Origin of the sequence: Cohnella hashimotonis (assembly GCF_030014955.1) — a bacterium.
Taxonomy (GTDB): domain Bacteria; phylum Bacillota; class Bacilli; order Paenibacillales; family Paenibacillaceae; genus Cohnella; species Cohnella hashimotonis.
Map to the genome: position 1 here is coordinate 3496280 of NZ_JAGRPV010000001.1, position 24974 is coordinate 3521253.

Sequence of the window (24974 nt, forward strand, 5' to 3'; positions counted from 1 at the left end):
CTCCTTCCTTCCCGGCTTGCTCCAGCATACACCCTGCCATTAATGTCAGGGTCAAGCGGCAACACGGCGAGATCAGTCGCGTTCGTAAATGGACCCCGAGCGACTGGCGAAAAACTCGGCATAAACCTTTTCCGCATAGGCGTCCGTCATGCCCGACAAATAATCCGCCACTAGGCGCTCCCATTGCCATCGTCCTCTGTGCTGCTCAAAGCTCTCGTGCCAGTCCGGCGGAATGATCAGCTTGCCCGTCTCGTATTCCTTGAAGCTGCTCCACAGCCTGCGTATCATGACCTCGCTGCGCTTGTGCAGCCGCTGTACGCGGAAATCCTTGATCAGCGTCACCCAGGCGAGCTTCTTCAATATCTCCATCGTCCGCAGCAGCTCAATGTCCTGCGCGCCGTCGCGAATAAACGTCACTTGTTTCCAACCCTTTGCCGGATCGTCCAAAATGCCGACCTGATTGGCGAACTTACGCACCCAGCGCGCCTTCATCTCGCGTCTCGCCCGGGAAGGCTCGCCCCCGCAGTCGATGTAAATCTGCTCCCACTGCTCCAGGTAACCGCTCAGTACCTTGCGTACCATCGACGGCAGATCGATCTGCTCCCAGTTCATGCTGTGATTGCCGGGATCGTCCTTGATTTCCTGAATAAGCGCCGCCACGATGCGCTCGTCCTCGAAAAGCGTGCGGCTCATCGGTATTTTGCCTGCGCGGATACCGTCCTCCAGATCGTGCGTCGAATAGGCGATATCGTCGCATAAGTCCATGAGCTGGGCTTCGAGCGTCGCGCAGCCTTCGGGCATGCCCCACAGGTCGCGCAGATAGCGGATGCCTTCCCATTCCATATGATAGACGCCCTTCAGACGTCCGGGTTCGTCGAGATTGTACGGGTATTTATTGATGCCGAGCAGCACCGATGCGCTTAGATCGAGTCCGCTGTCGCTGCCGGCTCGCTTTTCGAGGAACATCAGAATCCGGAAATTTTGCGCGTTCCCCTCGTATTTAAGTCCGAACTCCTCCGTCAGCAAGTCGTTCAGCACCTCTTCGCCCTTGTGGCCGAACGGCGGATGTCCGAGATCGTGCGCGAGCGCAGCCACCTCGACGACCTCGGGATCGATCATAAGTCCGGGATGCTCTCTTCTGCTCAGCAACTCGTACTGCTTGCCAAGACGGCGGGCCACCTCGCGAGCGATCTGCGACACTTCGATGGAATGCGTCAGACGCGTTCGGTAATAGTCCCCGCTGCCCGCGCCGAACACTTGCGATTTGCCCTGCAGTCGCCTGAACGACGGAGATTGAATAAGCCGCGCGTAATCCTTTTCGTATTCGTCGCGGTCATCGCCGGAATGTATGTTTTCGGTATCGAACAGTCTCATTTTACGGAGATTCGTTTGTCCTTTTTGCAGGGTCATCGGTCACTTGCTCCTCTACGGTCTGAACGGCTGATCTTGGTCCAACCGGCGTTGATATTGGGATATAGTATATGCGCCAACTGCAGATGAAGCAAGCCCGATGTAAGCTTTGCGACAGCTTGTCTGCCGGATCGGAGGCTGTTGCGGACAGATGTCGGTATGCGGTAGTCTGATTAAAGCGAATATCGGTGAAAGAAAGCCGGAGGACAGCGCGATAGGGAGTAATAACGGCGTTTCGGCGGCGAAAGGTGCAGCTATGAAAAAAATCGGATGGGCAATCGTCATATACGGCCTTATCGTATGGGGATTTTGGCTATACAAGGATGAGCTGCTCGCCTGGATGCAGAGCGGCTCCGGATCGTTGTGGACGATGCTGCTGCTGGCGGTGGCGCTCGCATTGTTTCCCGTTTTGCCATACAAGCTATTCATCGCTCTCGCCGCTTACGCTTACGGCGCGCCGGGAGGCGCGCTCATCAGCTGGTTCGGCGCGACCGTTGCGGCATTGCTTATGTATTTCTATGCGCGACTGTTCCTCGCGGACGCCGCGGAAGGCTGGCTGAACCGCAGTCCGAGGCTGAAGGCGTTCGCCGATCGGCTGGGCCGGCGGCCGTTCTGGTTCGTTTTTGCGGCACGGCTCGTGCCGTTTCTGCCGCAGCCGCTCGTGAACCTGTACGCGGCAGCAGCCGGCATCCGGCCGCTGCCCTATATCGCCGGCACCGCGCTCGGCAAGCTGCCGATGATGGCCGTCTATGCGTTCGCGGGGGAGAAGCTGCTGGGTTACTTATTGGGCTAACTTAGTCCGACTAGGCGAGAGAAACGGCATGGAGTTTTGGACTTGGCGCGGGGATTTGTTTTGTGATACGGGATTGTTCTCGATCAGGAACAAACATCGATGAGCGGCGATCGGGCGTTGCGTTTGTTCTTGGCTAGGAACAAAGCGCGGCGGGCGGTAGTCAGGCGACCGGAATTGTTCTCTGCTAGGAACAAAGCACGGGCGATGCCGGGCTGCATCCGGAATTGATACTGGATGTTTCAATTTCCCGCAAGAAAAGGACGAAGCATAGGCGCTTCGTCCTTTTCTTGCGGGAAATGCAGTCTCACAGATGTCGCAGCAGCATTCGCTCCACATGCGCAAGATGCTCGTTCATCCGCAGCGATGCCGCCAGCGGCTCCTGTTCCGCCACGGCGTCGAGGATCGCCGAGTGTTCCTCGAACAGCCGGCGCGCGACGGAGCGGTTCGCGTACAGCTCGACCCGGCGGATATCGCGGATCGCCCGTTCCATCTGGCCCGTGATGGACGCGAACAGCGAGATCATGATCTCGTTGCGCGTCGCTTTGGCGAGCAGCAGATGAAATTTGAGATCGGTCCTCTCTCCTTCGATATCGTCGCCGATGGCGGCCTCCATCTCGACCTGAAGTGCGCGCAGCGCGGCCAGGTCCTCTGCCGTGCGCTTCGACGCAGCGATCGAGGCGATCGATACTTCAAGCGTCTGCCGCACCTCGAGCAGCTCGAGCAGTGTCTTGCGGTCGTCCCGTAAGGACAACAGCTCGGGAGGCTCGAGACCGGCCGCGCCCATTGGCGAAGTTCCGGGCGACGGAGCGGCTGCGACCCTGCAGCCGCCGCCCTGGCGGATGTCGATGAGCCCCATCGCCTTCAGGGCGCTGAGCGCTTCGCGCGTCGTCGACCGACCGACGCCGAACTGCTCGGAGATCTCCCGCGTCGACGGAAGCTTGTCTCCGGGCCTTAGCCGTCCGTCCTCGATCTGGCGGCGAATCTGCATCGCGATTTCTTCGTAATGGTTGCGTTTGGTCAGTCGCTTCGCTTCGATCGGTCTCGCCTCCTTGAACAGCTTCGCTTTAGCCGACGATTACTGCGTAGACGACGCCGGGACCATGCACGCCGATCGTCAGGTCGTTCTCGATGTCCGAGGACCGGCTCGGCCCCGTGATGAAATGAACGCCGGCCGGCAGCGCTTCGCGCCCGCCCTCGTCCATCGGGATAAGCGCTTCGCCGAGCCTGGTGCCGAGCCGTTCGACCGGAATCAAGATGAACAACACGGTCGGCAGCAGCGAAACCGAACGGCCCTTATTCGCCGCCGAACGGACGACAACCGTGCCTGTATAGGCAAGCGCCTGATCGGCGATGACGACGCCGATATCCGCTTCGGCCGCCCGCGCTTTCCAGGCGACATCGTCATCCGCGTTCCAGACCGACACCTCGGCTTCCGGCACGGATGCCTCCAGGTCGAGCTTCGCCAGCTCGGCCTGGTCCTGCCGCACGATGATGCGCGCGCTAAGCTCCTGCGCCCGCTCGGCGATAAAGCGGCCGGCTTCGGCCAGATCCTTCGCGCGCGTAGTATGCCCGCCGACGCTCCGCCAGTTCGCTTCGAAGCGTTCGACGCGTTCCTCCGGCGTCCAGTCGAACGCCCGCCAGAAATCCGGCGCGCCCCGCACCGGCTGCACCGGCTTCGATGTCGTCCGCGGATGGCGAAGCCTCGCGGCGATGCCGTTCATGAACGTCTCCTGCTTGGCCCGGGAGGCGCGCTCCATTTCCGCCAGCCAAGCCGCGTGCTCTGCTTCTCCGCCTGCCAAACCCGCCTGCCGCTTAATGTCCGCCATGTCCGCCGCCTCCTTGTCCACGCTCCTTGACGATCTGTTCCATTCTGCGTTTCATGTCCGGCGCCATCTGCGGCCGGTTGGCGTCTACCTCGCGGTCGAGCTTCTCCCAGCGGTCGCGGAAAGAGCGTCTTGGCAGGCTCGGCGTCACCCGGTAGCTGTTCCAGCCCTTCAATGGCCCCAGCTTCGTGCGGATCTCTCCGCCGCGGACGACGAGGCGCTGGCCGATCTTGCCGATCGCGAGCGCCGCCTTCATCGCCGCGCTCGAGCCGGTCAGTGCGGCAAAGCCCTTCATGCCAGCCGTCTCGATCGTCTTGCCATTGCCTGTCTCCACCTTGCGGCGTCGCAAGTAGATAAGCATCTCGTGCAGCGGAATTTTGACCGGGCACGCCTCGTAGCAGGCGCCGCACAGGCTCGACGCATTGGCGATGTCGTCCCACTCGGCGACGTTTTTGTTGAGCGCAGGCGTGAGCACCGCGCCGATCGGGCCGCTGTACGTGCTGCCGTAGGCATGACCGCCGATATGCCGGTACACAGGGCAGGCGTTCAGGCAGGCCCCGCAGCGAATGCAGTTGAGCAGCTCCTGGAACTCGGGATCGCCAAGCTGCAGCGAACGCCCGTTGTCGACGATGATGATGTGCATCTCCTCGGGACCGTCCGCGTCGGCCGTCCGCTTGGGACCGGTAATCGCCGACATGTACATCGTCAGCTTCTGGCCGGTCGCGGAGCGCGGCAGCAGCGTCGCCATCACCTCGAGATCCTCGAACGAAGGAATGATGCGTTCCATGCCCATCAGCGTGATCTGCGTCTTCGGTACCGTCGTGACCATGCGCGCGTTGCCTTCGTTTTCGAAGAGCACCATCGAACCGGTCTCCGCGATCGCAAAGTTGCAGCCGGTCATTCCGATGTCCGCCTCGAGAAATTTCTCGCGCAGCTTCTTGCGCACGAAACCCGCGAGCACCGTCGTATCCGCCTCCAGCTTTTCGCCCGCCACCTCGGAGAGCAGATCGGCGATCTGGTACCGGTTTTTGTGAATCGCCGGGATCACGATGTGGGAGGGCATCTCGCCCGCCAGCTGGATGATGTACTCGCCAAGGTCGGTCTCGATCGCCTCGACGCCGATCTGCTCGAGCGCGTGATTCAGGTGCAGCTCCTCGGATACCATCGACTTCGACTTGACAACCGTCTTGGCCGCCTTGCGCTGCGCGATGTCCATGGCGATGGCGACCGCGTCCTCGCCCTTGTCGGCGAAGTGCACATGAACGCCGTTCGCCCGCGCGTTCTCGACGAACAAGTTCAAATAATAGTCGAGATGGGCGATCGTATGCAGCCGGATTTGCCGCCCCCGCTCCCGCCATTCATCCCAATTCCCATGCTCCGCCGAGGCATTTTTTTTCCCGTTGCGAAGCCGCTCGGTCGTGAACTTGACCGCCTTGACGAGAAACTCGTCGTTCAGCGCCAGATTCGCCCGCTCCTTGACCGTCGCTTTGCTTTTTTGCGCGCTCATGCCAGACCCGCTCCTTCCGCCAGCACCTCTGCCAGGTGCATGACCCGCACTTGTTCGCCGCGATAACGCAGGTTGCCCGCGATGTTCATGAGGCAGGCCATGTCGAGTCCGACCAGCACCTCCGCCTCGGTTTCCTTAACATGATCGACCTTCTCCGACACCATTGCCCCGGAAATGTCCGCCATTTTGACCGCAAACGTGCCCCCGAACCCGCAGCAGTCCTCCGCGAACGGCAGCGGCACGAACTCGAGACCGCGTACGTTCGACATGAGCGCCATCGGCTCGTTTTTGACGCCGAGCAGCCGCGTGCCGTGGCAGGACGGATGATAGGTCACCTTGTGCGGGAAATGCGCCCCGACGTCCGTCACGCCGAGCACGTTGACAAGAAACTGGGTGAATTCGTACGACTTGTCTCTAAGTCGCTCCGCCCGCGCGAGCTGGACCGGATCCGATTCGAACAGCTTCGGATAATGATGGATCATGCCCGTGCAGGAGCCGGACGGCGAGATGACGAAGTCGCTGTCTTCGAACGCGTCGAGAATCGTCTTGGCGCTGGCGCGCGCCTCCTGCCAATAGCCGCTGTTGAAGGCGGGCTGGCCGCAGCAGGTCTGCAGCCGGGGGAATTCGAGCGACACGCCGTACTGCGCGAGCACCCGGACCATCGCCTCGCCGACGCGCGGATAGATGGCGTCTCCGAGACAGGTGATGAACAAAGAGACCTTCATATGCGTGACACCTCCGCGTTTTCGATTAGAATATGTCAGGTTGTCAGACAAGTTGATGACAGGAAAAGCGCAGACGAGTCTGCGCCATAAAACGGGCAAGACAAATGATAGATCATCGTGCGAGCTGCGCTTGTTGTGCTTGTTGCGCTTGGTTGCGCGAAGTACTCGGCAAACCCTTCAGCCAATAACTGCAAATGTACATTTATCGGTGATGCGATTCGGTCGGCCGGATGGATACCTGCAATTATACAGCTAAATCGAAAATGATGAGCAAAAACTGCCCTCTTTTCTCAAACTAGATGTATTTTTGCAGTTATCTATCCAAAAACGAGTCGTTTATCTAAAAATAAATGTAAAATTGCAGTTACTACTCGGAAGATTACAACAATCGGCATGCGCTTGCAGCTGCATCAATCACTCATGGATCGCGATTAATGATGCTTGAATCGCCATGAACATGCTCTCTCCGACGTTCGGCGCCCTCCGCTTGCATACGGCACGGCCCCGCACAGAACGCTAGGCGATGCTCACGGCGATGCCGCGGGACTCGAGCTCGCGCACGATCTCGCCCGGCAAGCGCTTGTCTGTGACGATCCGGTCGACCTCGGCCAAGTCGGACACGTGCGTGAATGCCTGCACGCCGAATTTACTCGAATCGGCCAGCACGTGCACGCTATCGGCCATGCCGATCATCTTGTGCTTGATGCGCGCCTGCAGCTCGTTGGACTCGCTGATCCCCCGCTCGAGGTGGACGCCCTTGCACGAGAGGAACAGCTTGTCAACGTGATAGGCGTCGAGCGAGCGCTCGGCGAGCGGTCCGACGTACGACAGCGACCTGCGCGCGAGCTGACCGCCCGTCGAGATGACCTCGATCTTCTCCTTGCCGGAAAGCTCGAGCGCGACCTTGATCGAGTTGGTCAGCACGGTGAGCGGGATATCCGGCATCTCCCGCGCCATGTACCATGCCGTGGAGCTCGCGTCCAGCAAGATCCGGTCCTTGGGCGAGATGAGCTTGATCGCCTCGATGGCGATGCGCCGCTTGTCGTCCGCGCGGATGATCTCCCGCTCGGAGTAAGGCGTCTCGGGCTGCGCCTGCACGTCCAGATCTTTGACGCTTACGGCGCCGCCGTGCGACCGCCGCAGCCGCCCGGCCTGCTCCAGCCGGTCGAGATCGCGGCGAATCGTCTCCTCGGTGACGCCGCATTGCTCGGACAGCTCGGACACGCGGATGCTGCCGCGTTCGTTAACGAGCTCCACGATTTTTTCATAACGTTCCGCGACGAGCATTCGGCGTCCTCCTTTCCTCTATCCTACTTCTATAGCGACGTTGTCCGCAAGAATTTTCCGTAAGCGTCTTCCCATATTTGCGCGTCCTCGGGCTCGTAGGTCGCGACGTCGAACGAATCGCGAATGACCTTGCGCGCTTCGCGCAGGTCGGATAGCTCGCCTGACGCAATCCACTGGACCGCGAGATTGCCGATCGCGCTGCCTTCGGCCGGACCGGCCCAGACCGGCTTGCCGATGGCGGAAGCGGTCCAGCGGCAGAGCAGCGTATTCTGAATGCCGCCGCCGACCATATGAAGGCCGCCGTAGCGTATGCCGGACAGTTCCTCGACCCGTTCGAGCGCATACCTGTACTTGAGCGAGAGGCTCTCGAGAATGCAACGCATCGTCTCGCCGACGCCCGTCGGCGGCTGCTGACCGGTACGGCGGCAGTATTCGGCGATTCGGCCCGGCATGTCTCCCGGCGGGAGGAAGAGCTCGTCGTCCGGATCGATAAAGACGGCGAACGCAGGCGCCTCCTCGGCCATGGCGACCAGCTCGGGGAACGAATAAGCGCTGCCCTGCCGTTCCCAGGCTCTGCGGGATTCGTTGACGATCCACAGACCCATAATGTTTTTAAGCAGCCTGTACGTTCCGTAAGCGCCGCCTTCGTTCGTGAAGTTCAGCTCCCGCGCGCGGTCCGTAAGCACCGGCTCGGTCACTTCCGTGCCGATCAGCGACCACGTTCCGCAGCTGAGATAGGCGAAATGCTCGTCAAGCGCGGGTACAGCGACGACCGCCGAGCCGGTGTCGTGCTCGGCGACCGCGTAGACCGGTATCGCCGACACGCCTAGCTCCTCGGTCACCGCTTCACTGAGCGCACCCGCCCGGTCTCCCGACGAGAGAACCGGACCGAACCATTCGGCCGGGATGCCCAGTTTCGCGAGCACCTCTCTGTCCCAATCCTTCGCCGTCGCGCTGAACAGCTGGGTCGTCGTGGCGTTCGTGAATTCTGCGTGCATCTCTCCAGTGAGAAAATAGCGCAGCAGATCCGGGATCATCAGGAAACGCTTGGCTTCGCGCAGGAGCGGATTGCCGGCGGTCTTCAGCGCGTACAGCTGAAAAATCGAGTTGAACGGCTGAAACTGAATGCCGGTTCTGCCGAACAACTCCGACTCGGGGATTTCCGCGAACAGCGCGGGCATGATGCCTGCCGTATGACTGTCCCTGTAATGATACGGATTGCCGAGCAGCTCGCCGTTCTCGCCGACGAAACCGAAATCGACAGCCCAGGAGTCGATGCCGATGCTCTGGATCAGGGCGCCTCGCTGCTTGGCCTTCAGAAGCGCCTGCTTCATCTCGTGCAGCAGCCGCAGAATGTCCCAGTGCAGCCTGCCGCCGACCTGGACCGGGTCGTTCGGGAACCGGTGGAGTTCCTCCGTCTCGATCCGGCCGTCCTTCAGCCTGCCGAGCAGCGCCCGGCCGCTGCTCGCTCCCAGATCGTAAGCCAATATGTCGGCCATCTTCAGCTACCTCCAGTATCTATCCTTGCTTAGCCGCGAGCGGCAAGCACGTCGCGTTCGTACGACTTGACCTCTTCGAGCCAACGCTCGCGGACCGGCACGCCCTGCGATTCGCAGTAGTAGTCCCAGATCGCGCCCAGCGGATACGTCTTGAACTCTTCGGTCAGCGCGAGGCGGGAGGTGTAGTCGCCTTCAAGCTCGGCTTTGCGAAGCAGGTCGGTCGGCTCGAGCAGCGCCTGGAGCAGCGCCTTGATCGTGTTGCGTGTACCGATGACCCAGGCAGCGACGCGGTTGATGCTGGCGTCGAAGAAGTCGAGGCCGATATGCGTCTTGCCGAGCAAATCGCCGCGGACGAGCTCCTTGCCGATCTCGTACAGCTCGTCGTCGAGAATGACGACATGGTCGCTGTCCCAGCGAACCGGACGGCTCACGTGCAGCAGCATGCCTTCGGCGAACAGCGACAGCGAGGACAGCTTGCCGGAGATGACCTCCGTCGGATGGAAGTGGCCGGCATCGAGGCAGATCAGTTTGTTGTTTTGCAGGCCGTAGCCCATGTAGAACTCATGCGAACCGACCGTGTACGCTTCCGCGCCGAGTCCGAACACCTTGCTCTCGACGGCGTCGAGGTTGTGGGCCGGGTTCAGCTCCTCCGCGAACACTTCGTCGAGCGCATCCTTCAGACGCTTGCGCGGCGCGAGACGATCTACCGGATTGTCCTTGAAGCCGTCCGGCACCCAAACGTTCGTGACGCACGTCTGTCCGAGCTGTTCGCCGAAGTAGGCGCCGACGCGACGGGAGCGCTTGCAGTGCTCGATCCAAAAATCGCGGACCTTCGGATCGGCATGGCTGAGCGTGAAGCCGTCCTTGGAGTTCTCGTGGGAGAAGCAGGTCGGATTGAAATCGAGTCCGAGTCCCTGCGCCTTCGCCCACTCGACCCAACGCTCGTAGTGACGGGGCTCGATCGCGTCGAGATCGACTTTTTCGTCGGTGTCCGCATAGATGGCATGCAGGTTCACCTTGTGTTTGCCCGGAATGAGCGAGAACGCTTTTTCCAGATCCGCCCGAAGCTCGTCAGGCGTGCGCGCCGCACCCGGATAGTTGCCAGTAACCGCGATGCCGCCAGTCAGGTCCTGGTCGCGATTCAGGAAACCGCGCACGTCGTCGCCCTGCCAGCAGTGCATGGAAATTTTGATCTCGGACAGCTTCTTGAGCGCCGCGTCGACGTCGATGCCGTGAGCCGCGTATTGGGCTTTGGCCGCTTCGTATTGCTTGGTCGTTTCGTTGGATGGCAAAAGGTTCTCCTCCTTGTATAAGCCAGGCGAGCGACGCGGGTCGTGCGCCGCGCCGCTCTGGCTTTCAATCGTTTTATCGTTGTCGGTACGTGCGTTTTATCGTTGTCGGTACGTGATATTAGTGAATCGGGAACGCCATGACCGACATGAGCGCGTTTTCCGCTTGGGTCGCGTCGAGCCGGCTGTATTGCACGATGACCTTGATGTCGCTGCGTACTTCGATCGCGTACGGCACGCCGGGCGGAATGCTCTTGCCGTCCTTGGCCAGCGAAGATGTACGAATATGACGCGTGCGCCGTGCCGGCACGACGACCAGAATGTCCTCGATCGGATCGCGGTCCTCGAAATAAATGGTGAACTGGAGCAGCGCGTCGTCGGATGCGGTATTCAGCACGCATACCGATTCATGGCTTGTAAGCTGGCCTGCGCTGTGCTCGGGAATATAGGCGTCCGGTATAAACCAGCGTTTTTCGCCAGTCGCTTGGGGCATGCGCGAATCCTCCTTCGTCGGCTATTGAACCGCCAAGCGGGCGATTAGCGCGTGAATGCGGCCGGTACGCCGCCGTCGATCGTGAGCATGCAGCCCGTCGTCTTTTCGGCCTTCGAGGAAGCGAAGAACGCTACGCCTTCCGCGATGTCGCGCGGGTAGATGTTGACGAGCAGCGTCGTGCGCTTGCGGTAGTACTCCTCGAGCTGGTCCGGCTCGATGCCGTAAGCCGCAGCGCGCTCGTTGCGCCAGCTGCCGTTCCAAATCGCGGAGCCTTGCAGAATCGCGTCGGGCAGAATCGTGTTGACGCGGATGCCGTGCTCTCCGCCTTCGGCCGCGATGCAGCGCGCCAGATGAGCTTCAAGCGCCTTGGCCGCGCTGTAGGCGGTGGCGTTTTTGCCGGCATAAACGGAGTTCTTGGAGCCGATGAACACCATGCTGCCGCCGACCGCTTGCGCCTTCATCAGCTTGAACGCTTCGCGGGCGACCAGGAAATAGCCGGTGCCGAGCACGTTCATGTTCAGGTTCCATTCCTTTAGCGACGTTTCTTCGAACGGGCTGGAGGTCGCGAGACCCGCGTTGTTGACGATGATGTCGACGCCGCCGTAGGCAAGCGCGGTAGCCGCGTAAGCCGCTTGAACCGCCTCTTCGTTCGTCACGTCCATCTTGACCGCGATCGCGCGGTTGTCGCCATAGCGGGCGTTGATCTCGGCCGCGATCTTCTCGGCGCCTTCAAGGTTGAGATCCGCCAGCACGACGTGCGCGCCTTCGGATACGAGGCGGCGCGCCGTCTCGCTGCCGATGCCGCCCGCGCCGCCAGTGATGAACGCCACCTTGCGCGAGAATTCGGCTTCTGCCGGCGCCAGCGTCAGCTTGTAAAGCTCGAGCGGCCAATACTCGACGTTGTAGGATTCGTTCTCGCTGAGCGAGACGAATTCGCCGAGCGCCGTCGCGCCGCGCATGACCGCGATCGCGCGGTGGTACAGCGCGCCGCTCACTTGGGACATCGCCCAGCTCTTGCCGGTGTTGATCATGCCTACGCCCGGGATGAGGATAACGCGCGGCGCCGGCTCGAACATAACGTCGCCTTCGTTTTTGTTGCGCTCGAAGTAGGCTTTGTATTGCTCCTTGTAAGCCGCGACGCTATCCTTCAGGATCGTCTTCAGGCCTTCGACGTCGTCCGCGTTTGGCGTCCAGTCGATGAACAGCGGCACGACCTTCGTGTGCACGAGGTGGTCCGGGCAAGCGGCGCCGACTTGGGACAGCTTCGGCGAGCGCTCGCCGCCGACGAATGCCAGCACGTCGTCCGCGTCGTCGAACGACAGGATCATCTTCTTGGCGTCGGAGACGGCGCCGCGGATCGTCGGCATGACCTGCGCCGCGATGCTGCGGCGAACGTCGGCCGGGAGCGCTTCGTGCTTAACGCCGCCGAACAGCGTCGCCGCGTTAACGCGCGCCTCGATGAACGCTTCTGCTTCGCTGATGATCTTGATCGTTTGCGCGTAAGCTTCCTCGCTCGTTTCGCCCCAAGTGACGAGGCCGTGCTTTTCCATCAGTACGAGCTCTGCGTTCGGGTTGGCCAGCACGCCTTCCGCGATCATTTTGGACAGCTTGAAGCCCGGACGGATGTACGGCACCCATACGAAGCGATCGCCGAAAATTTCCTTCGCCAGCTCCTTGCCGTTGTCGGCGCAGCACAAGCTGATGATCGCATCCGGATGCGTATGGTCGACGTGCTTGAACGGCAGGAACGCGTGCAGCAGCGTCTCGATCGAGGCGCGCGGGTGCTTGACGTCGATCATACAGTTGACGAGATAGGCGACCATCTCTTCGTCCGGCATCTCATCCTTCTCGAACAGCGGGCGGATGTCTTCCATGCGGAGGCCCGTAAAGTTGCCGGCCTTCATCGACGCGAGGTCGGAACCGCTTCCCTTCACGTACATCACTTCGACGTCGCGGCCGCGGAAATCCTTCACGATCGTCTTCGCGGATGTGTTGCCGCCGCCCCAGTTGCAGACGCGGCGATCGGCGCCGATGATGTTGGAGCGGTAGACGAGCTGATCCAGCGCGTTTTCTTGCTTCGATGCTTCCGAGGAATTCCACAAGCTTTGAACCATGAGATGAGACCTCCGAATAAATGTTTTGTTTTCTTTTGTTTTCACTATATCATCTTTGTTTGTTTTTGAATACGCATTTTCGGATAAAAACAAAAAAACATCCTCAGCCGAAAGGATGTAAGTGAAAGAAATCAAACATAATCGTTGCAGGACAGCTCGAACAATCGTCACTCAAACGCATGACCGCTGCAAGCCTGCATGAATGGTTTGCGTGGGCAATAACGGCATTGCATGCCGTTATTGCCCACCGGAGGCGGCACTTTGGTGCGTTAGCTGCACGGCATGCCGTTATTGCTCGCCGCAGGCAACATTTTGGTGCATTAGCGGCACAGCATGCCTTTATTGCTCGGTGACGACGCGATTGGATGCGATAACGGCATTACATACCGTTATTGCCCACCGGAGGCGGCACTTTGGTATGTTAGCGGCACGGCGTGCCGTTATCGCCAGCCGCAGGCGGCATTTTGGTGCGTTAGCGGCACGGCATGCCGTTATCGCACAGCGCAAGCGGCGCTGTCGTGCATTAGCGGCACGGCATGCCGTTATCGCACAGCGCAAGCGGCGCTGTCGTGCATTAGCGGCACGGCGTGCCGTTATCGCACAGCGCAAGCGGCGCTGTCGTACATTAGCGGCACGGCGTGCCGTTATCGCCCGCCGCAGGCGGCATTTTGGTGCGTTAGCGGCACGGCGTGCCGTTATCGCCCGCCGCAGGCGGCATTTTGGTGCGTTAGCGGCACGACATGCCGTTATTGCACAGCGCAAGCGGCGCTGTCGTGCACTAGCGGCACGGCATGCCGTTATTGCTCGCCGCTGGCGGCGCTTTGGAGTCGTAGCCCGCGGCGCTCAGGCCTGCTTCGCAGCGTCGCTGGCCCGCATGTCCGCTCCCTCGTTCTAGCAAACGCGCAAGCCTAGGATGACCAGATCCCGCTCGATGCCGTCGAGCTCCGCGACGCGAGGCAGCATGCCCCAGCGCTCGAAGCCGTGCTTGCCGAGCAGTCGGAGACTCGGTTCGTTGTGCCCGAAAACGAGCCCGACAAGCGTCTTGATGCCGAGCGGCGGAGCGGCTGCGACCGCATGGCGGATAAGCATGCCGCCGAAACCTGACCCGCGAGCCCACTCCGCTAAGTAAACGCTGAGCTCCGCCGTCGCATCGTATGCCGCCCTGCTATGATAAGCCGAAAAGCTCAGCCACCCCGCGACCCGCCCGTCCCTGCGCAGCACCCAGAGCGGATGCCGGTCCGGCGGATGCGCTTCGAACCAGCCGATGCGGCTCTCTACCGAAACCGGCTCCAGATCCGCCGTCACCTGCCTGCCCGCGACCGTGGAATTATAGATCGAGACGATATCCGCCAGGTCCTCGAACCGAGCGATTTCGATACGATCTTCATTTGAAGGACGCTCCTCATGCTGCGTCAAATGCTTCCCTCTTTTCTATTCCCTCTTTTCTATTCCCTCTTCTATTTTCCTCTTTTCCTATAGTGGGAGAACTTTATTCCAGACGGATGCGGACGTAATGGTCAGTCTCCGTCTCGCGTTCGTAATAATCCTGCAAAAACGACTCCCACTCTGCCCGTGCCGGCGAATGCTTGAAGCCGACTGCATGATCGCCGAGGGTTTGCCATTGGACGAGCAGCATGTACCGGTCTTCTTGTTCCACGCATTTATGAAGTTCATGCGAGATATACCCTCGCGTTCCGGCGAGCAACGACTGGGATTTGCGGAAGGAGCTCTCGAATTCGCTGGCCTTGCCCGGTTTAACCTTAAGCATGGACGATTGCAGAATCATTTTGTACACCTCCGATAATAGGTACTGACGAAATGCTGCACAAAGCGCCTCTCCTACGATTTTTCGGTGTCTTCCCCATGTTGCAGCGATCGAAGCGCGATACGATCCTCTTCCAGCGAAGCCGCAAGTCCGATCGCGCGAAGCAAGACATACGAATGGCCGTCCAGCGAAAATAAAGCCGCGCCGCCCGAATAATATTCGGCACGATGGAGAACGACCGTACGGCTGCCCGGCAGCGCGAATGCATATCGGTTATCGACATGTTCCAGATACTTTCTAAACGCCCGCGACCGTATGTAAATGTCGCCGTTCAAATCGATCCACTCATATTTGGCTTCAGCCGAAGGATAAATCTCGATTCCGCCGCCATCGACGGCGTATTCCGGCGCATTCCTGATCCGACTCCGGACGGTCGCAAGCGTCGGCGGCAGGTCCAGCAAGCGCGCCTGCACATTTTCCGCGATGCCGATCAGATGCGACAGACCGAGCAGGACGGGTCCGCCAAAAAGGCTGAGTACGACCATCGTGACTGAATTGCTCGCGAATCCGACGATCGTTCCGCCGAGCAAGATCAAATACCCGATTAGATCGAGCAGGCTTCGCATTCATTCGTCACTCCGTCCGGCTTAATCTTCCTCTTCTTCCTCCGGCGACACGACATACACGCAGCGGAAGCGCTCGGTGCCCGGGTACTTTTCGCCCAAGCTGTGTACGGTAAAGCCGATGCTCCGGTAAAAATTCACGCCCTCTTCGTCGGTCTCCGCCTCAATGCGCTCAGGTTCTGCAGCGTCGATGAGATGAAGCACCATGCCTCGGCCGTATCCCTTCCCCCGCTCATCCGGGTGGACAGCGATGTGACGAATGGTGGCGATGCGGTCGTCATCCGACTCGTATCCGATGATTCCGATGATCTCTCCATTGTCTTCGTAGCCTTGAATATGAAGCCGGGCGTTCTCTTTATATTCGTTTATTGCCTTTACAATACGATCCGGGTCCGGAAAAACGGACAGCTCGAGCAGCTCGTAAATGGGGCGTTGGTCAAGTCGATCCTTAACGTTAATCAGCATTCGGTTCACCTTTTTTCATTCATTTAATTGCATTAATTATTGTCATTAAATATGCGGCTGGTACCAGGCGACCTTCCTTATCGAAAAACGCCGCAAGAATCGAAAACAGCAGCAAGATTACGATAAAGAAAACCTATAGCATCGCACATCCGCTCCTACTCAACGTCGAAGTTAAAATACGTTTTCGGATAAGGCTCCTTCGCAAGCGTATAATGCCACCATTCCTTGCTGTAAGCTTTAAAGCCCCGCTTCTCCATTACTTTTTTGAGAAGGTTGCGATTCGCCGTCTGCGCTGCGTCCGCGAGCTTTGCGCCGTGCGCCGATGCAGGGCCAAGAAAATCGAAGCTGCCGCCCATGTCGACGAGCTTGCCCGTTTTGATGCTTGCAATCGACAGATCGACCGTACTGCCTCTCGAATGCCCCGATTTACCGGAGAGATAACCGAGCTTAAACAGCTTGGCCTTGTCGGTGTCCGGATAAAAGATGGCCTTCGTCTTCTGGTCCTTCGGATTCTTCGACCAGCGAATGAAGTGATCCACCGCTTTTTGCGGACGGTATGCGTCGTAAATAACCAGCTTGTAGCCCTTGTCGGCGAGATCGTCGCCGACTGCCTTCAGCGCCTTGGCGGCCTGCTGCGTCATGACCGCATATGGCGCCTTGTAACCGTCCACGCGGGCGCCTACGAAGTTGTATTCGCTATAATACCGGATGTCATATTCGGCAGCAGGGATAACTTCGTCCAGATAGACGAATCCTTTAGGCAGCTTGTTCTTCTTGGCCGGCGGAGACTCGGCCGGCTTGGCGGCTTGAGCGGCCGATGGAGCGACCGTCGCGGTAGACGCGTGCGCGCTCTTTGCCGGGGCCGCAATCGCGCCGATCCGCGCCGATACGGAGACTGCCGCCGCGGCGGACATGCCGAGCGTACCCGCTGCGACGGCTAAGGGACCTGCTGCGACTGCCAAGGCAACCGCAGCGAACGGTACGACCCGTTTTATGCGCATACGATAGGACTCCTTCTTCTCGCGATCGTACCCATCATTATAGCATCAATCCATCGCGGAAAAAGAACGAGTTGTTGCAGCTTGCAAAGCGACGGGTATACCTTTTGGTGTAAAACCAACTAGCGATTCAAAGGAGCGATTGAATATGGCTAACGCTGCACAAGTCGGAGCCGGTAACGGCGATCTTGCAGGTGGCGATCTTGCAGGTAAGGTAGCGCTGGTCACCGGCGCAGCGTCGGGGATCGGCCTTGCGTCGGCCGTCAGGCTGGCCCGCGACGGCGCGAAAGTAGCGCTCCTCGGACGAGGCGGCGACGACGAGCTGGACCAGGCGGTACGAAAGATTGCCGAAGCCGGCGGCGAAGCGATCGCGGTCGAAGCCGACATCTCCGTCGAAGCCGAGATGCAAGCAGCGGTGCAGAAAGTGCTCGATACCTGGAGCCGACTCGACATCGTCATCGCCAATGCCGGCGTCAACGGCGTCTTGCTGCCGATCGAAGACATGGGCATGGACGATTGGAGCACCACAATCGGCATTAATCTGACCGGCACGTTCCTTACGGTCAAGCATGCGGTGCCGGCGCTCAAAAAGCAGGGCGGCAGCATCGTCATTACGAGCTCCATTAACGGCAATCGCGTATTTTCCAACTTCGGCTTCAGCGCCTACAGCACGTCCAAAGCAGGGCAGGTCGCCTTTATGCAGATGGCGGCGCTTGAACTGGCCAAGTACGGCATCCGCGTCAACGCGATTTGTCCTGGCGCGATCGAGACCAACATCGAGGAAAACACGGATCGCCGACCCGAAGTCGACGAAATCGCCATACCGGTGGAATTTCCCGAGGGCGACCAGCCGCTGAGGCACAAGCCCGGAAGCGCCAAGCAGGTCGCCAGCCTCGTCAAGTTTCTCGCTTCCGAAGAGTCTTCGCATATAACCGGTACGCCGATCTACATCGACGGGGCCGAATCCCTCATACACGGTTGATCCCAGGTTGATCGCCCGGAGGTAAAATTCGTTCTAGCCAGCCCAGTCCGACTGCCGCAAACATACCAGCCAAAGAAGGTGCGCGTCATGCAGCTCGAATGCTTCTATCATTCCCCGCGCAGCAACTGGGCTTATTCCTATGACAAGGATTCCTTTCATCTGCGAGTGAGGACCAAGCGCGACGATGTCGACCACGTCGTCGCCATTACCGGCGACAAGTACGATTGGAAACATTATCATCACGATTGCGCCATGGAGAAAATCGCCAGCGACAGCCTGTTCGACTATTGGGAGTGCGAAGTCAAACCAGAACGCAAGCGGTTTTCTTACGGCTTCAAGCTGACGTCCGGCGACGATCGGGTATGGATGATCGAATCAGGGATTTTCCGCGAGGAGCCTTATCCGCCCGGCGGGTATTACGAGATGCCGTTCATCCACGAGATCGATATCTTCAAACCGCCCGAATGGGCGAAGTCCGCCGTCTTCTATCAGATCATGCCCGACCGGTTCGCCAATGGCGATCCGTCCAACGATCCCGAAGGCGTCCTCCCCTGGGGAGACAAGCCGACTCGCGAAAGCCACTTCGGGGGCGATCTTCAGGGCATCATCGACCGCATCGATTATTTGACCGAGCTCGGCGTGACCGCGATCTATTTGACGCCGGTCTTCGAGTCTCCCAGCAATCATAAATACGATACGATAGATTATCGAAAAGTAGACCCGCATTTCGGCGATGCGAGAACGCTCAAGAAGCTCGTCGACGTCGCGCACGCCAAAGGCATCCGCATCGTGCTCGACGCGGTATTCAACCACACGAGCGTCGATTTTCCGCCCTTTAAGGACATTGTCAAACACGGCGAGAAATCCAAATTCAAGCACTGGTATCATATTTACGATTATCCCGTTCGGATCGAGGAAGGCAACCCGAACTACGATACGTTCGGCTTTTTCGCCCAGATGCCCAAGCTCAACACGGCCCATCCGGAGGTCAAAAACTATCTGCTCGGCGTTGCCGAATACTGGCTCAAGGAGGTCGGCATCGACGGCTGGCGTCTGGATGTCGCCAACGAGATCGACCACTCGTTCTGGCGGGACTTCCGGCGGACGGTCAAGAGCATTAATCCGGAAGCTTACATCATCGGCGAGGTATGGTCCGACTCGCTTCGCTGGCTGCTCGGCGACCAGTTCGATTCGGTCATGAATTATCCGTTCGCCGACCGCGTGAACGAATTTTTCAGTCCGGGCGATGCCGATGCCGGAGACTTTGCGAACAAAATCAACCATGTCCTCATGCGTTACCCGCAGCAAACGAACGAAGTCGTCTTCAACATGCTGAGCAGCCACGACACGCCCCGCATTTTGACGATGATGGGATCGGACAAGCGCAGGCTAAAGCTGGCGATCGTGTTTTTGCTCACCTTTATCGGAACCCCCTGCATCTTCTACGGCGACGAAGTCGGACTGGCCGGCGACGGAGATCCGGATTGCCGCAAATGCATGGAATGGGACTTCGAACGCCAGGATCGCGAGCTGTTCGATTTTTACAGGCTGCTGATCGATCTGCGCAAATCGAATGAGGTGCTTCGTTCCGGACGCTTTCGCTTTCTAAAGGTCGAAGCCGGCGACAGCGCGGTCGTCTATGAACGCATCGACGCGGGCAAGCATTTCACCATATGGATGAACAACTCTGACGAAGAGAAGGTGCTCTCCCACCCGATCGTCGCCGACGACTGGATCGACGCGCTGAGCGGCGAGCCGGTCAAGCCGGAGGACGGATGGATGCGCATCGGGCTGGAGCCGCTCGGATACCGGATTTTAAGCCGTACGATCGAATGATTTTCATACCGGGATATCTGCATCGCTGATGCAGGTATCTTTTTTTCGGACACATGATGTTCACAATTGAAAAAAAAGTTCGAGTTTCAAGTAATATATGCGCTGGTTAATAACTATCTATGATTGATCTGGCAGTCATTTTCAAGGAGGAAGAGCAGAGGATGAGCAAGCAAAAGGTTCTAGCCATGCTATTAGCCGGAGGGGAAGGCAAACGGCTGCACCCGTTAACGCAGCAATGGGCCAAACCGGCCGTACCTTTCGGTGGAAAACAACGTATCATCGATTTTCCGATCAGCAACTGCTTAAACTCCTTCATCGATAATATCGGCATCGTCACGCAATATCGGGCGGATTCCATTCACCAATATTTGAGCGAAGCGAAAACATGGAGCGCCGGTCCGCGCGCGCAGCGCGGCCAAACCTTGCTGCCGGCCGACCGACTCGGCGGCGAAGGCTACATAGGAACAGCCGACGCCATTTATCAAAATATAGATTATATCGACAGCCATGCCCCCGAGGACGTCCTGATCCTCTCCGGCGATCATATTTATCAAATGGACTATTCCCCCCTTCTTGCCGCTCACCGTAATAGCGGCGCCAGCGCGACGATCGTTGTCAAAAATGTCGCCTGGGAAGAAGCGAGCCGGTTCGGCATCATGAGCACGGACGATCATGGCCGTATCGTCGACTTCGCCGAGAAGCCTGCCGTGCCGAAGAGCAACCTCGCTTCGATGGGCGTTTACGTGTTCCGTTGGAGCGACCTGCGCCGGCTCTTGCTTCAGGACGCGGCGGACCCCGCTTCCTCGCACGACTTCGGCAAAGACGTGATCCCGCAAATGCTCGCAAGCAGCGAGTCGCTCCATGCTTACAAGTTTGAAGGCTACTGGCGCGATGTCGGCACGATCGACAGCCTCTGGGAAGCCAATATGGACCTGCTCGACGGCGCCGTCCACATCGGAACGCCAGAGTGGCCGATGAACGCTTCGTCCCTGTCGTCGGTCGTGCACTTCTCGTCCGGCCTCCATGCGCAAATCCGTGGCTCGCTCATTCACCAGGGCGTCGCTGCCCGCGGCGAGATCGACCGCTCCGTCATTTCTATCGGCAGCCAACTCGGCATGAACAGTCAGATCCGCGACAGCGTCGTCATGCCGCACGCGATTATCGGCAAGCATGCGAAAATCAACCGTGCGATCATCGGAGAAGGCGCCATTATCGAGGATTACGCGGTGGTCGGCGACGGTTCGGACATCGTCGTCATCGCCCCGGGCGAGCGCGTCAAGGCCAACGTGTTCATGGCTCCGGCTTTCGACCGCATCAAGGATATGAAGGATCGCATCGTAGGCGTCGGCAAGCTCGACCAGCCGGCCGTGCTGCTTACGATCGCCGAGTAATCGCCGATCAGGAAAGGAAGGCGGGCTCCCGCACGGGGGCCCGCCTTCCTTTTGTCCTGCACCTCTATTGGCTGGATGCCGGCACGATCGGCTCCGGCCTGCCCCACAAGTAACCTTGAAACAGCTGGTATCCGAGCGACAGGAGCCAGCGATAATCCTCCTCGCGCTCGATGCCTTCCGCCAGGGGTACGGCGCCGACTTGCAGCGCCGTCCGGAGCAGCTCGCCGGCCATCCGCTGCTTGATAGGGTCTTCGCTAACGCCGTCCGCAGCCCCCCGGTCCAGCTTCATATAGTGAGGCCTGATCTCGCGCAGCAGTTCCGGCGTATTGAAGCCCGCCCCCACATCGTCCAGCGCGTAGCTGAAGCCTTGCTCGGTGTAATAAGACAATATCGACTTCAGATGCGCCAGGTCCTCGACCTGCTCGCTTTCCACCACTTCAAACACGAATTTCGACGCATCCAGGCCAAGCTCGCGCGTCAGCGCCGTCGTAGACCGCAGGCAATGCTGCGGTGAATAGATCGACGTCGGAATAAAGTTGATAAATACTTTTCCCTGCAAATGAACGGCGCTCCGCACGGCGGCCATGCGGCACATCCGATCGAGCGCATACAGCCGGTTGCGCCGCTTGGCGGCCCCGAACACTTCTGCCGGAGACAGCAGCTTGCCGTCTTCCGCCCGAAATCTCGCCAGCACCTCGTAGCCGAAAATGTCGCCGTCCGCGCTCATGATCGGCTGAGCGTACGGCACGACGCGCTCCTCCGCGATCACGCCTTCGACCCATTGCTCCCGCAGTTCTTCCGGCAGCGACGTAAACGGTCTCCACTCGCCCTCGTTCACACGGTAGGCCATCGATGCCGGATTCATATGATCGAGACAAAAATCGTAAAAATCGGCAACAGCGTTTTCCCGCATCAATATCGCGTCCGATTTGCTCTGCTTGGGCGCGCCGCGCTCCGCCAGAAACCTGACGATCTCGCCAGCTACGGCTTCGTTCGCGGGATCGGCGAGCCGTATTTCGTACAGGGGCTCCCCCGCCATACACTGTCGGCAACTCATCTGCACACTTCCTTCGATGTCAAGCGGGATTAAGGTCCGATGCTATACATTCGCCGCATGCGTCTTTATTCCTACTTATTAAAGCGAAAGTTCTGAAAACAGAAAATAAAAGACAGCCATGGACTGTCTTCTGGCTGTCTTTGCGTCTTCCATATGCGCAGTTCGTCTAAGCACGCGGCACTTGAAGCTCAGCGAACAGCCGCCCCATCTCGCGATCGATATCGCTTGGCTCGTTAGTGTAGTTGTACATGCCCAGAAAGGTACGCGTCGCCCGTTCGTCCGTTCCGATCAGTCGATAAGCGCCGAGCAGCTCCGGCGGTATCGGCGCATTGCGGGTCATCTGGCAGCCGATCTCAAATCGGCTTCTCAGCTTTGCCTGCATGCCGTCCTCGTACCTGGCGGCCATTTCTTCCCAAGCTTGAAGCCATTCCGCAGGCCGGTACGCGGATAGCGTACTTGCGAGCAGCCCCGCCCCGAATACCGCGTCGTGAATGCCTTGACCGACCGCCGGATCCTTGAAGGAGAAGGCGTCTCCGATCAGGGACCAGCCCCTGCCCATGCCCGCGTGCCAGTCGTTATCGTAGCCCAGCAGCGCGCGTATGCGTCCCGCAAACGACGCGCTCCGCAGCCGATCGGGAAAATCCGTCGCGGAAAACCCTTCTTCGGCCAATGCGCGAAGTCCTTGTTCGGGTTCGGTGCGCAGCCTTTCGATTCGCTCGGTGTCGCTTAGCGGGAACATAAAGCCGAGAACGTATTGCGCATCGCTCGTCGGGAAAGCGATAGCGAGCTTGTCGCCCTGCTTGTAAAACTCTACGAAGCGCTCCTCCCCTTGCACGTAACCGTCAACATAGGCGACGTAAGAAGCATAGTCGGTCGGCACGACCAATCGCCGGACTGCGCCTGTCCACTGTCGGACGGAAGACCGGCGACCGTCCGCGCCCACGACAAGCGGGGCGGAAAAAGACAGCACCTGCCCCTCTTTAGTGACGCCGGTCACGCCGGTAACCTCTCCGCCTAAGCCGCGTATGAGAGCGGTCGCCCTGAATCCGCTCATCGCCGTCACGCCCGGCTGAGCGCGCGCATGCCGGAATAAAATGTCGTCGATGTATTTTCGTTTTACGCACAGACAGCCGTCGATGCCGTCCACCGCCGGGAAGCGTCCGTCGATAATCGCGCCCTCAAAGTTGATATGCGCCCTGTCGTATAGAGGCGTCCCCGTTGCCAGAAGTTCGTCCAGCACGCCCATTTCCCTGAATTTGGACAGCGTGTTCGCGTACACGTTGTGCGTAGATAAGGTGTCGCTCGGAAATTCGGCGCGGTCGAGCAGCAGCGTTCGCAGCCCCAGCCGGGACAGCTCCCACGCCAGCGTGGCACCTGCAATTCTCGCTCCAACGATGATAACGTCGTATGACGCGTTCATCCCATCCCTCCTCTTCTGCCTTGTCGGGAAGAGTATAGCGCCGGCCTGCGTCATGACGACAGTTACGGCGGTCACCGGATTCGTCATGTGACCAAGAGGGCCGTACGAAGCAGTCTCACTGGCGGACGTCGATTTCCGGTCTTCCCCTCGCCGACCCGCTCGGTTACAGTAGAAGGACGGTTAACGAATGGAGGCTATATTTTGAAAATGTCGTTATCGATGGAACGAAACCTCGCCGCGCAGCAGCGCCCGATTGCCGCCAGAGACCATGTGGTGTTCGCGGCCGCGATGCTGTTGTACTGGGCGACCATGTATATTTACGTACCGATATTGACGCCTTTTCTGGAGGATCGCGGCCTTCCGCTAGGCACGATCGGTTTGATCGTCGGCAGTTACGGCTTGACTCAGGTGCTCATCCGCTTCCCGCTCGGCCTTTATTCGGACCGCCTTAGCAGGCGCAAGCCTTTTTTGTTCGCCGGCATGGCAGCAGGCCTTCTCAGTTGCGCTTTGTTTCTATATGTAGGCGGTTGGGCCGGTCCGCTATCCGGGAGGCTTGTCGCCGGCATTTGCGCATCGACCTGGGTGCCTTTTACCGTACTTTACGCCTCGTACTATCCGCCGTCGCAATCCGGCAAAGCCATGAGCACGCTGAGCTTTCTGACGGTAGTCGGACAATTGGCCGGCATGACTTTAAGCGGATATCTGGCCGGAGCCGGCGGGTGGAACGCCGCTTTCGCGGCAGGCATTTTTATCGCGGCCGCAGGCGGCGCGCTCGTTGCCTTCGTCCGCGAGCCGCGCTTGACCTCAACGGCCGTATTGCAAAGCGGATCGAATAGCGGATTGCGCGGCGAAGCAAGCGGCAAAAGACCGGCGCTTGCGCTCCTGCGCGACTCGCGTCAGCTGCACATCGTCTCGTTGCTGTCGTTACTCGCCCACTGCGTGCTTTTCATTACGATGTTCGGCTTTACGCCGCTGCAAGCCGTTGAATATGGCGCCGGGAAAAACGGTCTCACCGGACTGGTCGTCGCCTTTATGGTTCCGCATGCTCTTGTGTCCCTATGGACCGGCCGCTATATCGCCCCTCGCTTCGGTACGCGGCGCGTGCTGATCGGCGGCTTCCTGCTGGCTTCCATCTGCACGGCGCTCATTCCGTTCAGCGGGAATTACGTCGGCCTTCTGATCACGCAGGCGGTCAACGGCATCGCGCAGGGCCTGTATTTGCCGCTGCTGCTTGGCCTCGCCATCAAGGACATTCGGCCTTCGGAACGCGCTACGGCAATGGGATTCTACCAATCCGTGTACGCCATCGGCATGTTCGCCGGACCGTATCTGGCCGGTTGGCTGAATGCGGGAGGCGGACTGGAGGCCGGCTTCGCGTTCGGGGCCGCGATCGCCGTCCTTGCTGCTCTTATCGCACGATTTGGCATAAAGCCGGAGCGCGCCGCTTAGATCATTTCTAAGTCTTGCGCCGCCAAAGACTTGGACCGACGATAAGTT

The 24974-nt window shown here is 59.4% G+C and carries 22 protein-coding genes; 5 read left to right on the plus strand and 17 right to left on the minus strand.

Annotated elements, in window-relative coordinates; genetic code table 11:
• Positions 1-72 precede the first annotated feature (72 nt).
• Positions 73-1410, minus strand: a complete 1338-nt coding sequence (locus tag KB449_RS14045; RefSeq protein WP_434082504.1) for a deoxyguanosinetriphosphate triphosphohydrolase family protein — start codon at positions 1408-1410, stop codon at positions 73-75.
• Between the two features lie 256 nt (positions 1411-1666).
• On the opposite strand from KB449_RS14045, the gene KB449_RS14050 reads away from it, so the two are divergent.
• Entirely contained in the window at positions 1667-2203 is a 537-nt protein-coding gene (locus KB449_RS14050) for a TVP38/TMEM64 family protein (protein ID WP_282908981.1), read from the plus strand.
• Between the two features lie 304 nt (positions 2204-2507).
• Here KB449_RS14050 and KB449_RS14055 read toward each other — a convergent pair whose 3' ends face one another.
• The 14 genes from KB449_RS14055 to KB449_RS14120 all read right to left on the minus strand — a co-directional run bounded on the left by KB449_RS14055 (position 2508) and on the right by KB449_RS14120 (position 16794).
• The gene (locus KB449_RS14055; protein ID WP_286672403.1) at positions 2508-3260 is read right to left on the minus strand and encodes a FadR/GntR family transcriptional regulator; all 753 of its coding nucleotides are present in this window, start codon (positions 3258-3260) and stop codon (positions 2508-2510) included.
• A 7-nt stretch (positions 3261-3267) separates the two neighbouring features.
• Positions 3268-4029, minus strand: a complete 762-nt coding sequence (locus KB449_RS14060) for a LutC/YkgG family protein (RefSeq protein ID WP_282908982.1) — start codon at positions 4027-4029, stop codon at positions 3268-3270.
• Positions 4016-5533, minus strand: coding sequence for a LutB/LldF family L-lactate oxidation iron-sulfur protein (locus KB449_RS14065; RefSeq protein ID WP_282908983.1), 1518 nt, complete (start codon positions 5531-5533; stop codon positions 4016-4018). The genes KB449_RS14060 and KB449_RS14065 overlap by 14 nt, the downstream gene beginning before the upstream one ends.
• Positions 5530-6258: a (Fe-S)-binding protein gene (locus KB449_RS14070; RefSeq protein WP_282908984.1), complete on the minus strand. Its 729-nt coding sequence runs from the start codon at positions 6256-6258 to the stop codon at positions 5530-5532. The genes KB449_RS14065 and KB449_RS14070 overlap by 4 nt, the downstream gene beginning before the upstream one ends.
• A 516-nt stretch (positions 6259-6774) precedes the next feature.
• Positions 6775-7545 carry a DeoR/GlpR family DNA-binding transcription regulator gene (locus tag KB449_RS14075; RefSeq protein ID WP_282908985.1) on the minus strand — a complete coding sequence of 257 codons (771 nt, stop codon included), beginning with the start codon at positions 7543-7545 and terminating at the stop codon, positions 6775-6777.
• A gap of 29 nt (positions 7546-7574) precedes the next feature.
• Positions 7575-9044 (minus strand): rhamnulokinase, encoded by a 1470-nt coding sequence (locus KB449_RS14080; protein ID WP_282908986.1) that lies wholly within the window; start codon positions 9042-9044, stop codon positions 7575-7577.
• 29 nt (positions 9045-9073) lie between these two features.
• Positions 9074-10336, minus strand: a complete 1263-nt coding sequence (rhaA, locus tag KB449_RS14085; RefSeq protein ID WP_282908987.1) for an L-rhamnose isomerase — start codon at positions 10334-10336, stop codon at positions 9074-9076.
• Positions 10337-10454: 118 nt separating this feature from the next.
• On the minus strand, positions 10455-10826 hold the full coding sequence (locus KB449_RS14090) for a sensory rhodopsin transducer (RefSeq protein ID WP_282908988.1): 372 nt from the start codon (positions 10824-10826) through the stop codon (positions 10455-10457).
• Positions 10827-10870: 44 nt separating this feature from the next.
• Entirely contained in the window at positions 10871-12940 is a 2070-nt protein-coding gene (locus KB449_RS14095; RefSeq protein ID WP_282908989.1) for a bifunctional aldolase/short-chain dehydrogenase, read from the minus strand.
• A gap of 891 nt (positions 12941-13831) precedes the next feature.
• Positions 13832-14356, minus strand: coding sequence for a GNAT family N-acetyltransferase (locus KB449_RS14100; RefSeq protein WP_282908990.1), 525 nt, complete (start codon positions 14354-14356; stop codon positions 13832-13834).
• A gap of 73 nt (positions 14357-14429) precedes the next feature.
• The gene (locus KB449_RS14105) at positions 14430-14726 is read right to left on the minus strand and encodes an antibiotic biosynthesis monooxygenase family protein (protein ID WP_282908991.1); all 297 of its coding nucleotides are present in this window, start codon (positions 14724-14726) and stop codon (positions 14430-14432) included.
• Positions 14727-14779: 53 nt separating this feature from the next.
• A complete protein-coding gene (locus KB449_RS14110; protein ID WP_282908992.1) occupies positions 14780-15331 on the minus strand; it encodes a hypothetical protein in 552 nt (183 codons plus the stop codon).
• 21 nt (positions 15332-15352) lie between these two features.
• Entirely contained in the window at positions 15353-15793 is a 441-nt protein-coding gene (locus tag KB449_RS14115; RefSeq protein WP_282908993.1) for a GNAT family N-acetyltransferase, read from the minus strand.
• 155 nt (positions 15794-15948) lie between these two features.
• A complete protein-coding gene (locus KB449_RS14120; protein WP_282908994.1) occupies positions 15949-16794 on the minus strand; it encodes a M15 family metallopeptidase in 846 nt (281 codons plus the stop codon).
• Positions 16795-16939: 145 nt separating this feature from the next.
• On the opposite strand from KB449_RS14120, the gene KB449_RS14125 reads away from it, so the two are divergent.
• The 3 genes from KB449_RS14125 to KB449_RS14135 all read left to right on the plus strand — a co-directional run bounded on the left by KB449_RS14125 (position 16940) and on the right by KB449_RS14135 (position 21000).
• Positions 16940-17773 (plus strand): SDR family oxidoreductase, encoded by an 834-nt coding sequence (locus tag KB449_RS14125; protein WP_282908995.1) that lies wholly within the window; start codon positions 16940-16942, stop codon positions 17771-17773.
• Positions 17774-17860: 87 nt separating this feature from the next.
• Positions 17861-19609, plus strand: coding sequence for an alpha-glycosidase (locus KB449_RS14130; RefSeq protein ID WP_282908996.1), 1749 nt, complete (start codon positions 17861-17863; stop codon positions 19607-19609).
• A gap of 161 nt (positions 19610-19770) precedes the next feature.
• Positions 19771-21000, plus strand: coding sequence for a sugar phosphate nucleotidyltransferase (locus tag KB449_RS14135; protein ID WP_282908997.1), 1230 nt, complete (start codon positions 19771-19773; stop codon positions 20998-21000).
• 64 nt (positions 21001-21064) lie between these two features.
• Here the strand turns inward: KB449_RS14135 and KB449_RS14140 are convergent, their stop codons facing one another.
• The gene (locus tag KB449_RS14140; RefSeq protein ID WP_282908998.1) at positions 21065-22057 is read right to left on the minus strand and encodes an EAL domain-containing protein; all 993 of its coding nucleotides are present in this window, start codon (positions 22055-22057) and stop codon (positions 21065-21067) included.
• A 166-nt stretch (positions 22058-22223) separates the two neighbouring features.
• A complete protein-coding gene (locus tag KB449_RS14145) occupies positions 22224-23477 on the minus strand; it encodes an NAD(P)/FAD-dependent oxidoreductase (RefSeq protein WP_282908999.1) in 1254 nt (417 codons plus the stop codon).
• Between the two features lie 207 nt (positions 23478-23684).
• Here KB449_RS14145 and KB449_RS14150 point away from each other — a divergent pair, with 207 nt between their 5' ends.
• Entirely contained in the window at positions 23685-24926 is a 1242-nt protein-coding gene (locus KB449_RS14150; RefSeq protein ID WP_282912817.1) for an MFS transporter, read from the plus strand.
• Positions 24927-24974: the final 48 nt, after the last annotated feature.